The organism is Halomonas sp. A29, assembly GCF_046723295.1.
In the GTDB taxonomy this organism is placed as follows: Bacteria; Pseudomonadota; Gammaproteobacteria; order Pseudomonadales; family Halomonadaceae; genus Halomonas.
The window spans coordinates 292,701-307,988 of record NZ_JAXQPR010000003.1; the positions used below are offsets into that span (position 1 = coordinate 292,701).

11 protein-coding genes are annotated in these 15,288 nt (G+C 62.9%); 6 read left to right on the forward strand and 5 right to left on the reverse strand.

The genetic code is table 11. From position 1 onward, the window contains the following. Nucleotides 1–83: 83 nt before the first annotated feature. From SPH52_RS07435 to SPH52_RS07445, 3 genes are read right to left on the reverse strand one after another with little or no spacing between them, the layout of a single operon-like run. Nucleotides 84–2,282: a polysaccharide biosynthesis tyrosine autokinase gene (locus SPH52_RS07435; RefSeq protein WP_411794368.1), complete on the reverse strand. Its 2,199-nt coding sequence runs from the start codon at nucleotides 2,280–2,282 to the stop codon at nucleotides 84–86. Between the two features lie 45 nt (nucleotides 2,283–2,327). Next, the gene (locus tag SPH52_RS07440) at nucleotides 2,328–2,777 is read right to left on the reverse strand and encodes a low molecular weight protein-tyrosine-phosphatase (protein WP_411794369.1); all 450 of its coding nucleotides are present in this window, start codon (nucleotides 2,775–2,777) and stop codon (nucleotides 2,328–2,330) included. Nucleotides 2,778–2,786: 9 nt separating this feature from the next. After that, on the reverse strand, nucleotides 2,787–3,920 hold the full coding sequence (locus SPH52_RS07445) for a polysaccharide export protein (protein ID WP_411794370.1): 1,134 nt from the start codon (nucleotides 3,918–3,920) through the stop codon (nucleotides 2,787–2,789). A 790-nt stretch (nucleotides 3,921–4,710) separates the two neighbouring features. Between SPH52_RS07445 and SPH52_RS07450 the strand changes: the two genes are divergently transcribed. The 4 genes from SPH52_RS07450 to SPH52_RS07465 are packed head-to-tail and all read left to right on the forward strand — an operon-like array spanning nucleotide 4,711 to nucleotide 8,712. Then, complete coding sequence (locus SPH52_RS07450) at nucleotides 4,711–5,055, forward strand: hypothetical protein (RefSeq protein WP_411794371.1); 345 nt, start codon at nucleotides 4,711–4,713, stop codon at nucleotides 5,053–5,055. Beyond that, on the forward strand, nucleotides 5,055–5,807 hold the full coding sequence (locus tag SPH52_RS07455) for a YjbF family lipoprotein (RefSeq protein WP_411794372.1): 753 nt from the start codon (nucleotides 5,055–5,057) through the stop codon (nucleotides 5,805–5,807). The genes SPH52_RS07450 and SPH52_RS07455 overlap by 1 nt, the downstream gene beginning before the upstream one ends. 14 nt (nucleotides 5,808–5,821) lie before the next feature. After that, the gene (locus tag SPH52_RS07460; protein WP_411794373.1) at nucleotides 5,822–6,601 is read left to right on the forward strand and encodes a hypothetical protein; all 780 of its coding nucleotides are present in this window, start codon (nucleotides 5,822–5,824) and stop codon (nucleotides 6,599–6,601) included. Further along, nucleotides 6,598–8,712: a YjbH domain-containing protein gene (locus SPH52_RS07465; protein WP_411794374.1), complete on the forward strand. Its 2,115-nt coding sequence runs from the start codon at nucleotides 6,598–6,600 to the stop codon at nucleotides 8,710–8,712. The genes SPH52_RS07460 and SPH52_RS07465 overlap by 4 nt, the downstream gene beginning before the upstream one ends. 84 nt (nucleotides 8,713–8,796) lie before the next feature. Here the strand turns inward: SPH52_RS07465 and gcvT are convergent, their stop codons facing one another. Continuing rightward, on the reverse strand, nucleotides 8,797–9,912 hold the full coding sequence (gene gcvT, locus SPH52_RS07470) for a glycine cleavage system aminomethyltransferase GcvT (protein ID WP_411794375.1): 1,116 nt from the start codon (nucleotides 9,910–9,912) through the stop codon (nucleotides 8,797–8,799). 99 nt (nucleotides 9,913–10,011) lie between these two features. After that, nucleotides 10,012–11,421, reverse strand: a complete 1,410-nt coding sequence (locus SPH52_RS07475) for an alanine/glycine:cation symporter family protein (RefSeq protein WP_411794376.1) — start codon at nucleotides 11,419–11,421, stop codon at nucleotides 10,012–10,014. A gap of 477 nt (nucleotides 11,422–11,898) precedes the next feature. On the opposite strand from SPH52_RS07475, the gene gcvH reads away from it, so the two are divergent. Then, nucleotides 11,899–12,291 carry a glycine cleavage system protein GcvH gene (gcvH, locus tag SPH52_RS07480; protein ID WP_411794377.1) on the forward strand — a complete coding sequence of 131 codons (393 nt, stop codon included), beginning with the start codon at nucleotides 11,899–11,901 and terminating at the stop codon, nucleotides 12,289–12,291. 80 nt (nucleotides 12,292–12,371) lie between these two features. Continuing rightward, nucleotides 12,372–15,266, forward strand: coding sequence for an aminomethyl-transferring glycine dehydrogenase (gcvP, locus tag SPH52_RS07485; RefSeq protein WP_411794378.1), 2,895 nt, complete (start codon nucleotides 12,372–12,374; stop codon nucleotides 15,264–15,266). Nucleotides 15,267–15,288: the final 22 nt, after the last annotated feature.

The window sequence follows — 15,288 nt, forward strand, 5'->3', positions numbered from 1 at the left end:
AGCCAGTTGCGGCCCGATGGCCTCACGCCAGGGAACGGCCTGCCCAGGCAGGCACGGACAGCACTCACCTGCGTAGGCAGCGCTCAGGTCTGGGTGGTCTTGTAGGCATAGTGGTAATAGCCGTAGCCGTAGCTGGTGGCGGCCTTGCGCTCGATGGCGTTGAGGATGGCACCCTTGACCGTCACACCACTGGTCTCGAGGCGGTGGATGGCGACATCTACCTCACGTGGCGGATTGAGGCCGAATCGGGCCACCATCAGCGTGGTACCGCAGTGGTGGCCGATGACGGCAGCATCGGTCACGGCCAGGATCGGCGGCGTATCGACGATCACCAGATCGAAGCGCTCGCTCAGTTCATCGAGCAGCCGCGTGAAGCGCTCGCTCATCAGCAATTCGGCAGGGTTGGGAGGTGCCTTGCCGCGGGCCACATAGCTGAGCCCATTGATCGGTGACTGCCGGACCACCTCCTCCAGCCCAGCCTTGTTGGCCAGCACCTCGGAAAGGCCACCCTTGCTGTCGGCGTTGAAGGCGGTATGGACGTGCCCCTTGCGCATGTCGGCATCCAGAACCAGGACGCGCTGGCCGCTCTGGGCGATGACCGCCCCTAGGTTGACACTGATGAAGCTCTTGCCGATGTTCGGGCTCGGCCCGGTGATCATCAACCGGTTGTCCTTGGCCTCCAGCATGGCGAAGTGCAGCGACGTACGTAGACCACGCAGGGCCTCGACGGCCGTATCGTCGGGCGCGTTCTGGGCCAGCACCCCACAGGCGACATCTCGGCCGCGCCGACGGTTGTCGCGCTTGACCCGCCGCAGCAGCTTCTGCTGGTCCTCGGAGAGCGGCACGGTGGCATAGACCGGCAAACCCAGATCCTCGATCTGCTCCGCACTCTCCACGCCGCGGTTGAAGATGCTGCGAACCAGCACGAAGGCAACCGCGAGGAACGCGCCGACCAGGGTCAGCATGGCTACGGTAACCGGCTTGCGCGGCTCCACAGGTCCCGGCTGGGCCACGGCATCGTCAAGAATGCGCACGTTGCCCACGGTACTGGCCTTGGTAATGCTCATCTCCTGGATCTTGTTGAGCAGTTGCACGTAGACCTGCTGGGTCACCTCCACGTCGCGCGACATGCGCAGGATCTGCTGCTGGGTCTCCGGCAGCCCGTGGATACGCTCGTTGAGCCGCTCGCGATCGCGCTCCAGGTTGTTGCGCTTCTCCATCAAGGCGGCATAGAGCGGGTGCGAGGAGTTATAGCGCTGGCTCAGCTCGGCCTGCTCCATCTCAAGCGCGCCGAGCTGGGTATCGAGGTCAACGACCCGATCCAGTACCGAGCGTGTTTCGAGGCTGAGATCGAGACTCTCGTGCTCCATGCGAAAGGCATTGAGAGCGTCCTCGGCGGCAGCCAGCTCGGTACGCACCTCTGGCACCTGCTCCTCGAGGAATTTAAGACTCTGCTCCGCCTCGGCGCTCTGGCGTTCGACGTTCTGGGTCAGGTAGATCTGTGAGATGACGCTCAAGGTGCGTTCGGCGCGACGCGGGTCTTCGTCGGTCAGCGTCATGTTGAACACGCCGCTGTCACGGCCACGCTGGCCGACACTGAAGCGTGAACGCAGGTTGTTGATGGCGGCCAGGCGGGTACGGCGCACCACGGTGAACTCAGCACCCTCACCGGCTTCCAGCTCGGCCACGCGCAGCTCGACCCGGCCCTCATCGAAGCTCTCCGTGGTACCGACACGCCCCTCGCCGAGCAACTCTTCGCCGTGATAGAGCCGATAGCTGCCAGGCTCACCGGCGACCAGGCGCATTGCGCGCCCCAGCCATTCGTGATCGACGCGCAGCTCGCCCACATTGAGGAACTCCCCTGCCCATACGCTTCGCTCGGCAAAACCGGGCCGCCCCATACCGCGACGGACCAGGTAATCTCCAACGAAAGCAAGACGGGTCGGGGTCACCACGATGTCGAGGCGTTCCTGGTCCACGGCCTGACCGAGCACCATGCGTGAACGCAGGATCTCCAGCTCGGCCTCGGCCTTGGGCTCCTCACCGAGAATGGAGCGCACTTCGGCAAGCGGATTACTCAGACCGGTCTTGCCTTCCACCTGTACAAGGGCATCGGCACGATAGATCGGCGTGGCTAGCTGCACATGGACTATGGCGGCCACGGCAAAGATCGCCGTCACCAACATGATCAGCCACTTGTTGTCCAGCAGGACGCCGAACAGCCTGCCCAGATCGATATCGTCACTGCCCGGGCGCGAGCCCGTCTTGATCTCTTTCACCATTGATAAGGTCCTGGCGTGAAAAGGTGGTCGTTCGCGTCAGCCCCGCTAGCTACCGAGGCGTGCCTGCCACAGCCGCGCCGCTTCGGTGAGCTGAAGATGCACGCGTACAAAGACCTCTTCGTTCCTGCGATAGGGGTCGGGGATGTCTACCCCGTTGCCCGCGTCACTCGACAGCCAGCGTCCGAAGCACATGGTCTTGCCGGTGGCAAAGGGAAAGCGTTCGGCGAGGGAAAGGCGCTGACCCTCGCTCATCACCAGAATCAGGTCAGCCTGCCTGACCATCTCGGCGTCGACTTGGCGTGCACGATGCCGGGAAAGATCGAGTCCATCGGCTTCGGCCAGCCGCGCCGCGGTAGGGTCTGCACAGTGACCGACCAAGGCTCCCAGGCCCGCCGAACTGATGCGGTGGCTGGGCAGCGCCTGCTTGAGCAGTGCCTCTCCGACCGGGCTGCGACAGATGTTGCCGGTGCACACCACGAGAACGTCTCGAAACATCGTCTTCCCCTACTCGCCGATGCGTTCCAGCTCACGCCCGGTACGCGTGGTCTGGTAGATGCTGCTGACAGTGGGCAGGATCTGGCGTACCACACGGTTCCAGCGACCCAGCGGCGTGGTAGTGACATAGATCACATCGGTCGGCTGCAAGGTGAACTCTGCCCCCAGCATCAACGCCGTAGCGTTGCGTGCATCGAGCTGGTAGACCGTGGCGAGCTTGTCGCTGTCCTCCGGTGCCCGACGAATGACGAAGATGCCCGACGCATTGGCATTGCCTTCGTTGATGCCCCCGGCTTCGGAAAGCGCATCGGTCAGCGTCAGCCGGCTCGCCCCCATCGGCAAGCTCCTGGGTTCGCGCACCTCGCCCATGACGTAGACTTTCTGGTTAGTGTTATCGGGCACGTGCAGCACGTCGCCAGCGCGGAGCAGCATGTTCTGGTCGAGGCGCCCATCGTTGAGCATCTCGTGCAGGGACAAGCGGACTTCTTCTCCATCGCGAGTCAGCAGGACGTCGTGCCAGTTGGCGTGATCCGCCAGGCCACCCGACAGGTTGATGGCATCGAGCACGCTCAGCGGCAAATTGCGGATCGGCAGCGGACCGGGGTCCTGGACGGCACCAGTGACGTTCACCTTCTGTGAGTTGTACTGGGCAACCTGGACTTCGACCTGCGGCATGGCCACGTAGGGCTCCAAGCCACGGGCGATGATCTCGCGCACCTCGCGTACCGTTTTCCCTTCGACGGGAATGCGGCCAATGAAGGGGTAGAAAATGGTGCCATCACTGTGCACGGCGTTGCCCGACTCCGCGGCGCTACGCTCCGCGCCGGCGGGAATCGTCAACTCCGGATGGCCGTAGACGATGACGCTGAGGACGTCGCCCTTGCCGATGTAGTACTCATAGCCCCTGATATCTTCGCGCAGCGTCTCACTGATCTTGCCGATATCCTCCGGCCCCCGCATCTCTTGGCGCTGGCTACGCACCAGGCCAAAGGTAATGGGCTCGATGTCGACGAGGTCGTCGATAGGGGCGGAGTCGGCCCGATAGTCGATATGCCCGCCAGGGGCAAAGGCACATCCACTCAGGGCGAAAAGCCCGAAAATGAAAAGCGCACGCACTCGGGGTCGCAGGAAATAGTGGTTCATTCGACTTTCACTCGCGTGGTCATTATTACCTTTACCCTGTCGCTTCAAGCAATCATTCCATGTCGCTTTTATTATTCACCGCATGTCGCCACTTAGTGACACGAGCAGAAACGAATAATTAACACCAATGTCATACACGTTTCTCACCATGACACTCCATTAAGACACTGCTGTTGTCGTTTAGCGACGCCGACTAGTTTAAACTGTCGCTCTATTTAGACACCCAGCATCTTCCAACCTCGACCGAAATCTTCTTTGCCAATCGCTCTATATTTATCGATATAACCTCTGCCGTTAGACACGCTACCGCCACGAGGTTAGATGGAATTCCCCGAAACCATGCGCAACACCTTGATCAACAAGGCACAAAATGACCCACGGCATAAACCGCGGCACGACGCAAACTCAAGGAATCGACTGAGACAGGGAGCCTTTACCTCCATGCAAGGCACCAAGCGAACGGGGCTAGAATAATCCTTTTTCTTGGCTTGTCACTACCCTTTATTTGATTTTATACATTTTTTTACCTTAATATACACATAGAAAACCTACAATAAGATAAGTTTCTTTTCACTTATCTAAAACTAGGGTATCAATTCAGCGTCCGAACCGTCACCCCCATGACATTAAAACGTCACGGGGGCGATTCTATGGGATGAGCCAGCCCGAATTGCCTGCCCACGGCAGGTCGGCCAGATAGTCATCCGGCACTCACTATCAAGAGCAGGGTGCACTATCCGGCTATTCGTCCCGTCGGCAGTGGCCGGCGCAACAGAGGAGCTATATCGATATGCTTGATCCCATGAAACGTGGTCCCAGGAAACTGCGGCGACACATCGTCGCCCTGGCTGGGGTGGCCCTGCTGGGCCTCGCCCCAGTCGCGCTAGCGCAGCAGGCAACGCTGCCCCAGGGCACGCCAGGCGCTCCTGGCAATTCAGCCAACACGCCCGCGCCAGGCGCGGTGTCCAGCGGCGGACTCGCCACTGGCGTCGGAGCTGGAGGTGGCGCCCCGGGTAATTCCGGCCAGGCTCTGGCCGGCGCCGTGAACCGTGGCGCAGCCGGCATTGGCGTGGCGATCGGTGCTACTGGCACGGGTACCGGAACAGGTACAGGTACCGGCACCGGGACGCGCTGATGAGCCGCAACAGACGGTGCAGCAAGATACGTGTGCCGACCCAGGGCCGCCGCAAGGCGGTCCTGTTTCGCTTGATGCTGCTGGGAAGCCTGGTCGCAGGTCTGACGGCCTGTGCGCAGGGCGGTCAGTTGACTCCCATGGGCGCCACGCTGATGGGCGATCGTCACAGGGAGGATCTGGCGGCACAGGCCGAAGCCTTGCCCTACGCATCGCTGGTGGCGCGGAATCAGGGAAATCGCGCTCTGCTCGTCATGGCACATCGCACCGGGGAAAAGGGGCGTGATACATACTGGCAGGCCGGCGATCGCGCCACCTTGCACCTGCGCGACGGCGTACCCGCGAGTACGGCCGGCTTCGAAGAAATCCTGTTGGGGCGCTGGCTCTCGGCCGATTCGAGTTCAGGGCACTACCGAGTACACGTACACTGGCGGGACGCCAGCGGTCAGGAATGGCAGGACGTGGCAACGGCAAGACTCTCATGCGAGTCGGCCCAGTCCGTCGAGCTCCCTCTGACCCGACTGGCCCTGGAGCGCTGTACCGAGCGACTCGACTGGGAAAGCAGTAATACGCATAGCCGTGGGGTGTATTGGCGAGAGCCGGGCAGCCTGCGGATCTGGGGGGGTGACATGGCGCTCTGGCCGGACGGTCCCCGCCTGCGTTGGCAGGTGGCGAGACCCTGGTGGAGCGATGCCGAGGACACCGGGCGCGGCGACGAGCAGGCTACCCTGCCCGACGGCGCGCCATCGTCGTGACAAAGAGAGCGAGAATGACCCGACGTTCCCCCCCCCGTGCCAGCCGCTGGCTGGCAGCTTGTCTGGGTGCGCTACTGACCCTGCCCTTGAACGGCCAGGCCGATGCCCTGCGGCTTTCCGACCTGTGGCTCGAGCAGCCGGCGTTGCCCGAGCCACCCGCCTACACCTACTACCTGCTCGAACGGCAGCAAGAGCCCCAGCAGCGCCAGGCCCGACGCCTGCAGGAAGAGCTGGCGACACTGATCAACTGGTACTCCCTTGACGGCCACACCGAGCTCGCCCGCGGGTTGAGCGAATGGCAGGACGCTATCGCCGCGCTGCAGTCGACACCGGGCCGCACGGCGGCCAGGGCTGACCTTGCCGCCCTGCTCGCCATGCCGCGGCACGATCCCCTACTGGCCACGCTAGCCGAAGCTGGCCATTGCGACGTGCCCGAATGGGTGGAACTGTGGCATTTCGGAGGCGTGTCCCGGCATCGTTGGAGCCCTGGCCTGAGTCTGCGGGAACTGCTGCGCAAGCAGCCCGGCTCCCACTGGTCCAGCGCCGAGGAAGCGTGGGTGATCACCCCTCAAAGCTCCCCCCGCCGAATCGGTGTGGCAGCCTGGAACGCTGGCGACTCCCCTTTGGTTGCCGGCAGTCGCGTCGCGCTAGTCCTTCCCGAACCGGTACAGGAGGCAGACTGGGTCAATCGCGCCCTATCCGGCTTTCTGGCAACCCGCCTACCCGGCGATACCTGCCATTCCATCGCTCTGCCTGAAGCAGGCCAAACCGATTCGGAAGGGCCTGCGACATGAAGCGTTCCGAGCCTCGCCCGTCACGCCTCACCCCGCTGACCTTGGCCATCGCCATGGCCGCTGCCACGCCGGCGCTCGCCGATCCGAGCCAGCCACGTCTTGGCTCCGGCCAGGGCGATTTCGGGGGCGTGGGGCTGATGCAGACCCCTACCGCGCGCATGGCACCGCTTGGAGGATTCGCATTCTCGCTCTCGCGCACGGCGCCCTACCGACGCTATAGCCTGTTCTTCCAGCCCACCGAATGGCTGGAAACCGGCTTTCGCTACGTCGAGGTAGAAAACAGGCGCTACCTGGCTGCCACGGGAGACCGTAACAACCTGGACAAGGGTGTCGATTTCAAGATAAGGCTGCGCGAGGAGGATCGCTATTGGCCACAGGTAGCCGTCGGCGCCCGTGACATCGGCGGTACCGGCCTCTTTTCCGGCGAGTATCTGGTTGCGAACAAGCGTTGGCACAATTTCGACTTTTCCCTGGGGATCGGCTGGGGCTACCTGGGCAACCATGCCGATTTCACCAATCCCCTGGCCCAACTCGACGATCGTTTCGAACGGCGCTCCGGGTTTACCTCGGGAGGAGACGGCGGCAGCGTCAATCTCGGCAGTTTGTTCAGCGGGCGCAGTGCGCTCTTTGGCGGCATCGAGTACCAGACGCCATGGGACCCCCTGGTACTGCAGCTGGAGGTGGAAGGCAATAACTACCAGCATGAGCCGCAGCGCAACCATCAGGACCAGGATTCACGTATCAACCTCGGCGCTCGCCTGCAGCTGACGGACAACATCGAGCTCAAGGCCGGATGGCAACGAGGCAATACCGCCATGCTCGGGGTCAGCTTTGCCACCAACCTAGCCAGCGTGTCACAGGTCAAGCGCGACCCGCCCCCCGTGGACCTGGCCCCTGCCCCTGCCGAGCACACCAGCGATTGGAACGGGCTCAGTCGTGAGCTCGAAGCAAATGCCGGCATTGGTGTCTACCGGATCCGCCAGGACGGATCGAACGTGATCGTCGAAGGCGAACCTACGCGCTATCGCTCACTGGCCGAGAGCGAGCAGCGGGCCGGACGCCTGCTGCACAACCATCTCGGCGGCGAGGTTGAGACCTTCCGCTTCCGCTGGCACGAGCGCGGCATGCCCCTGCGCGAGAGCGTACATGAGCGTGAGGCACTGACCGCTGCCTCTTCGTCCAGTGATGAAGCCGTAACATATCGCCACGGACTCTATGCCCATGCCATGCTCTCCCCGAGCCAAGGCGAAGTGCTGCATGAATCTAGTTCTCGCGGGCTTTCCTACAGCCTCGAGCCACAGCTCGAACAAAACTTCGGCGGCCCCGACGGCTACCTCTACCGGCTCTCGGCCAACCTCGACGGCCAATACCGATTGGGAGCCCAACACTGGCTCTCGGGTACGCTCACCTATACGGTGGCCGACAACCTCGACAAGTACCGCTATCTCGGCCCCTCGGACCTGCCACGGGTACGCACCCACATTGGCGACTACCTGGCCGAGACCGACATCGGCATCAGCAACCTGCAGTACACCCATACCGCCCACCTGGGCGGCGACTGGTACGCCATGGGCTATGGTGGCCTTCTCGAAACCATGTTCGCAGGGGCAGGTGGAGAATTGCTCTATCGGCCGTTCAATGGCGACGTGGCACTCGGCCTCGACGTCAACTGGGTCAAACAGCGCGAATTCGACCAACTTTTCGAGATGCGCGACTACAGCACCTGGACGGGCCACCTGACCGGCTACTGGCAGACCGACTACGAGGACGTGCTGGCCAAGGTCAGCGTGGGCCGCTACCTGGCCGGCGACCTGGGCGTCACGTTCGATATATCACGTGAATTCGATTCCGGTGTTCGCCTCGGCGGCTGGGCTACGTTTACCGATGCCGGCAGTGACTTCGGTGAAGGCAGTTTCGACAAGGGGATCTACCTCTCGTTACCGCTGGATGCCTTCTTCGTCCGTTCCACACGCCAGCGCGCCCAACTCGCATGGCGCCCGCTCACGCGGGATGGTGGCGCCCAGCTGTCACGTCGAGAAACGCTTTTCGACCTGACCGAGGAGCGCAGCATGGGTCGCTACTGGGAAGATCAAGCCGAACTGATGCGTTGAGCATCGATTTAACGACAGCAAAGACAAGGCCACCGCATTTTCATGCGGTGGCCTTGCAACTTGAAAGATAACGGTATAACCCAATCAACCGCGATGGTAGCCCGGCGCTACGAACGGCATCTTGCTCACCACCATCGGCAGACGCTTGCCACGCACCTCGGCATAGACGGTCGCGCCGATCTCGGCATGCTCGATGTCGACATACCCCATCGCCACTGGCTGGCCCACACTGGGCCCGAAACCTCCGGAGGTGACTTCACCGATGCGCCGATCTTCGGCACTGTAGAGCTCGGCTCCCTCACGCACCGGGGCACGCCCTTCACCCAGCAGGCCGATCCGCTTGCGACGATGGTCCTTGGCATCCACCTGATGCAGAATAAGGTCGGCGCCCGGGAAACCGGCCGAGCGTTGGCCGCCGTGGCGACGCGCCTTGCCGATGGCCCACACCAGCCCCGCCTCCACCGGTGTGGTCTCGGTATCGATATCGTGACCGTAGAGGCACAACCCAGCTTCCAGGCGCAAGGAATCCCGCGCGCCCAGACCAATGGGCTCCACCTCCTCCTCGGCAAGCAGGCGACGGGCCAGCGCATCCGCCGCTTCTGCCGCCACCGATATCTCGAAGCCGTCTTCGCCGGTGTAGCCGCTGCGGCTAATCCATACGGGCACGCCATCGATCTCGAAACGCCCATGCTGCATGAACACCATCTCGCAGGCTTCGGGACAGAAACGGCGCATGACCTCAGCCGCCTTCGGTCCCTGCAGGGCCAACAGGCCGCGCTCCAGTACTTCGACCCGGTGCTCATCGACGAGCCCCGTTTCGAGCAGCGCCACGTCCTGCTCCTTGCACGCGGCATTGACTACCAGGTAGAGCACCCCACCACCAGGATTGGCCACCATCAGGTCGTCGAGGATACCGCCCTGCTGGCCGGTGAACAGCGCATAGCGCTGCATGCCCTCGGGCAGGTCAACGATATCGGCGCACACCAGTGTCTCGAGCGCCTCAGCGGGACGCGGGCCATGCAGCAGAATCTGGCCCATATGGGAAACATCGAACAGGCCGCAGGCGGCACGGGTGTGTTCGTGCTCCTTCTTGACGCCGAGAGGGAACTGCACCGGCATCTCATAGCTGGCAAAGGGCACCATCTTGCCCCCTAGCTCGAGGTGCAGGTCGTACAGCGGTGTACGCTTGAGTTGACTCATGGGTTTTCCTCGGAAGGTGGTGTTAAGCAGCCGGAGCCCGGGTGAAACGAGGCGCCACGTTGAGCGCCTCGTTGCGCGCAAGGCTTCCGTCAGCCCTCGTTATGATCGAGTGTTGTGATCGAGATCCTCGCCCGGCAACACTTCCTTGCCATCGAAATAATCGCGCGTGACCTTGAACACCACCGGCGACAGCAGCGCCAGCGCAATGAGGTTGGGAATCGCCATCAAGGCATTGAACGTATCGGCCATCAGCCAGATGAAGCCGAGCTGAGCAATGGCCCCCAAGGGGATCGCCAGCACGAACAGCACGCGGTAGAGCATGATGGAGCGGGTGCCGAACAGGAACTGGAAGCACTTTTCACCGTAGAACGACCAGCCCAGGATGGTGGTGAAGGCAAAGATCGCCAGCGCCAGCGATACGATCTGGTTGCCCCAGCCGGGCAACGCCGCATCGAAGGAGAGCGCCGTCAGCGATGCCCCTGCCTCCCCGTCCACCCACACCGTGGAGGTCAGGATGACCAACGCGGTGATGGTGCAGATGATGATGGTGTCAATGAAAGTACCCAGCATGGCGATCATGCCCTGACGCACCGGGTTGCGAGTCTTGGCAGCCGCATGGGCAATCGGTGCGCTACCCAGGCCCGCCTCGTTGGAAAAGATACCGCGTGCCACACCGAAGCGAATGGCGGCCATCACGGCGGCACCGGCAAAGCCCCCCATCGCCGCATGCGGATTGAAGGCATAGTAGAAGATCAAGCCGAAGGCATCGGCGATCTGGCCTGCATTCACGGCCAGTACCACGAGGCCAGCCACGACATAGGCGATACCCATGATCGGCACCAGTTTGCCGGCCACCTTGGCGATACGCTTGATACCGCCCAGGATCACGGCCCCCGCCAGGATCATGATCACCACGCCGGTCAACCAGTGCGGAATGCCGAAGGTCGAGTCGAGGGCATCGGCCACGGAGTTGGACTGCACCGTATTGCCGATGCCGAACGCCGCCACGGCGCCGAAGAAGGCGAAGGCGCCACCAAGCCACAGCCACTTCCTGCCCAGGCCATTCTTGATATAGAACATCGGCCCGCCGACGTGATAGCCGGTGCTGTCAGTTTCGCGGTAGCGCACAGCGAGCACCGCTTCGGCGAACTTCGTCGCCATGCCGACGAGCGCCGTGATCCACATCCAGAACACCGCACCAGGGCCACCCAGGGCGATGGCCGTGGCCACGCCGGCAATATTGCCGGTACCGATGGTGGCCGACAGTGCCGTCATCAAGGCATTGAAAGGTGAAATCTCACCTTCGTCCTCTGGTTTCTTCGCTTCTCCCGGCGCCGGCTTGGCATCACGACCTTGCCACATCAGCTTGAAGCCGGTGCCCAACTTGCGGATGGGCATCAGTTTCAATCCGATCTGCAGGTAGAGCCCCACTCCCAGCAGCAGGATGAGCATCAACGGCCCCCAGACCACCCCGTTGATGGCGCTGAATATCGCTGTCAAGGTTTCCACGAACGTTTCCCTCTGTTGTATGAACTGTTTTTAAGGACATTCTCGAAAAATCTACACGACGAGACGGCGTACCATAGCGGAAAATGCCAAGAATGCACCACCCGGTCGCAATGCCTGCTGCGTTCCGTTCGCCAGTATGCTGCCTGCGCAAGCTTAGCGCGTGTTTCGTATCGGAAACAAACGTCAAAACACCGCCGACTTTCAACTTGGCGACACGCCCCATTCGCCCTGGCGCAGCCGATCAGCATGCCTCACAGGTTAGTGAGCCGTGCCGCGGGTGTCGAATGGCGTGGCCACCTGCCGGGCTTGCCCAAGCATAAGCAAGTTGCACTGGACGCCTGTCACTCCGCGCGCCACGCTATCGATGCGGCAAAAGCCGGCACACATGCACCGGAGGCCGCCCTCGGGCTCGCCAAACGCCGTCAATGGCGTTAGCATTCGCCCAGTCAGAAAACCTTTTTCTTATAGGAAATCATCATGAGCTCGATTCCTGCCAACCTGCGCTACAACGATAGCCACGAGTGGGTACTGGACAACGGCGACGGCACCGTCACCATAGGCATCACCGATCACGCCCAGGAGGCACTTGGAGACGTCGTGTTCGTTGAGCTTCCGGAAGTGGGTCGCACCCTGAAGAAAGGAGAAGAGTTCGGCGTGATCGAGTCGGTCAAGGCTGCCTCCGACCTCTACGCTCCGCTGGCCGGAGAGATTGTCGAGGTCAATGAAGCCCTCGAGAGCGCTCCCGAGACCGTCAACGAGGCGCCCTACGAGGGTGGCTGGATCATGAAGGTCCGCGTCGAGAACGCGGCCGCCGTAGAAGCCCTGCTCGATGCAGAGGCCTACCAGGCAGTGGTCGACAGCGACGCCTGATCACGACGCAGCGATGCTCCCGGCCACGCGGCCGGGTATTTCCAATCGCTGGCACTTCACATCCAAGCACAGGGTTCTCCATGGTTAACGACAATCGCCGCCTGGCCGAACTGGCCGATCATGACGCCTTCATCCGCCGCCACAACGGCCCCGGGGCCGAAGATGTAGCCGCCATGCTGGCGGCGCTCGACATGGACAGCCTCGAGACACTGGTCGAACGTACGATTCCGGCGGACATTCGCCTGGGCCGTGAACTCGATCTCGACCCGCCGCGCAGCGAAGCCGAGGCGCTCGACTACCTCAAGCGCCTGGCGCGTCAGAACAAGGTGTTCAAGACCTACATCGGCCAGGGGTACTACAACACCCACGTGCCGGCAGTGATCCAGCGCAACGTGCTGGAGAACCCGGGCTGGTATACCGCTTATACCCCCTATCAGCCGGAAATCGCGCAGGGCCGCCTGGAGGGTCTGCTCAACTTCCAGCAGATGGTCATGGACCTCACCGGCATGGAGCTGGCCAACGCTTCGCTGCTCGACGAAGCCACCGCCGCCGCCGAAGCCATGGCGCTGTGCCAGCGCTCCAACAAGAAATCGAAGAGCAATGCCTTCTTCGTTGCCGACGACGTGTTGCCGCAAACGCTGGACGTGGTACGCACGCGCGCCCACTACTTCGGCTTCGAGCTGATCGTCGGCCCGGCCGAGAGTCTGGCCGAGCATGACGTCTTCGGTGCCCTGCTGCAGTACCCCGGCGAGAGCGGCCGCGTACACGACCTGGCCCCGCTGCTGGCCACCGCCCGCGCAAAGGATGTGATGACCTGTGTGGCCGCCGACATCATGAGCCTGGTGCTGCTCAAGGATCCGGGCACGCTCGGCGCCGACATCGTCGTCGGCAACACCCAGCGCTTCGGTGTGCCCATGGGCTACGGCGGCCCCCATGCGGCCTACTTCGCCACTACAGACAAACTCAAGCGCTCCATCCCCGGCCGCATCATCGGCGTGTCCAAGGATGCCCGCGGCAACACCGCGCTGCGCATGGCCATGCAGACCCGTGAGCAGCACATCCGCCGCGAGAAGGCCACTTCCAACATCTGCACCGCCCAGGCGCTGCTGGCCAATATCGCCGGCTTCTACGCCGTCTACCATGGTGCCGAAGGCCTTACCACGATCGCTACCCGCATCCATCGCCTGACCACCATCCTCGCCGAAGGTCTCAAGGCCAAGGGCGTGTCACTGGTGCACGACAGCTGGTTCGACACCCTGCGCCTGACTGGCGTAGACGCCGGCAAGATCCACGGCCGAGCGCTGACCCATGAGATCAACCTGCGCTACTTCGACAACGGCGATATCGGCGTCAGCCTGGACGAGACCACCACCGCCCACGACCTCGATACCCTGTTCGACGTGCTGGTCGACGACGAGCATGGCCTGTCGGTCACGGCCCTGGACGAGCGAATCGCCGCCGAGGGTATCAGCGGCATACCCGCTGCCAGCCGCCGCGAAACCGAATTCCTGACGCACCCGAACTTCAAGCGCTTCCGCAGCGAGACCGAGATGCTGCGCTACCTCAAGCGCCTGGAGAACAAGGACCTCTCGCTCACCCACGCGATGATTCCGCTGGGCTCGTGCACCATGAAGCTCAACGCCACCAGCGAGATGATCCCGATCACCTGGCCCGAGTTCGGCCAGCTGCACCCCTTCGTGCCCCAGGAGCAGGCCGTCGGCTACAAGCAGATGATCGACGAGCTGGCGGCGTTCCTGGTCGAGATCACCGGCTACGACCACATCTCGATGCAGCCCAACTCCGGCGCCCAGGGCGAATACGCCGGTCTGGTGGCCATCCGCCGCTACCAGGCGGCACAGGGCGAGGGACATCGCGATGTCTGCCTGATCCCCAGCTCCGCCCATGGTACCAACCCCGCTTCAGCCGCCATGGCGCAGATGAAGGTGGTGGTGGTCGAGTGCGACAGCATGGGCAACATCGACCTCGATGATCTGCGCACCAAGGCCGAGCAGCACAGCGAAGCGCTCTCCGCGATCATGCTCACCTACCCCTCCACCCACGGCGTGTTCGAGGAGGGGGTCCGTGAAGCCTGCGCCATCGTTCATCGCCATGGCGGACAGGTCTACATCGACGGTGCCAACATGAACGCCCAGGTGGGCCTGTCCCGCCCCGGCGACTTCGGTGGTGACGTCTCGCACCTCAACCTGCACAAGACCTTCTGCATTCCCCATGGCGGCGGCGGTCCGGGCATGGGCCCCATCGGCGTCAAGGCGCACTTGGCACCCTACGTCTCCAACCATGTGGTAACACCGATTGCAGGCGTCAAGGAGCACTGCGGCGCCGTCTCCGCGGCAGCCTATGGCAGCGCCTCGATCCTGCCGATCTCCTGGGCCTACATCAAGATGATGGGTGCTCGCGGCCTGCGCCAGGCAACCGAGTTGGCCATCCTCAACGCCAACTACGTCGCCAAGCGTCTGGAGGAGCACTACCCGGTGCTCTACCGTGGCATCAACGGCACCGTGGCCCACGAGTGCATTATCGACATCCGCCCGCTCAAGGCGGCTTCGGGCATCAGCGAGGAAGACATAGCCAAGCGTTTGATGGACTACGGCTTCCACGCCCCGACCATGTCGTTCCCGGTGCCCGGTACGCTGATGGTGGAGCCCACCGAGTCGGAGTCGCGCTACGAGATCGACCGTTTCTGCGACGCCATGATCGCCATTCGCGAAGAGATCGCCCGGGTCGAAAGTGGAGAGTGGCCGGCCGACGACAACCCGCTGGTAAGCGCGCCGCACACCCTGGCCGACCTGATGGACCCGACCTGGGAGCGCGCCTACTCCCGCGAGACCGGCGCTTTCCCCTCGGCAGCGGTCAAGGCAGCCAAGTACTGGCCGGCGGTCAATCGCGTCGACAACGTCTTCGGCGACCGGCAGCTGATCTGCTCCTGCCCCAGCATCGACGAGTATCGCGACTGAACCGTCACCGCTGATACAGCGC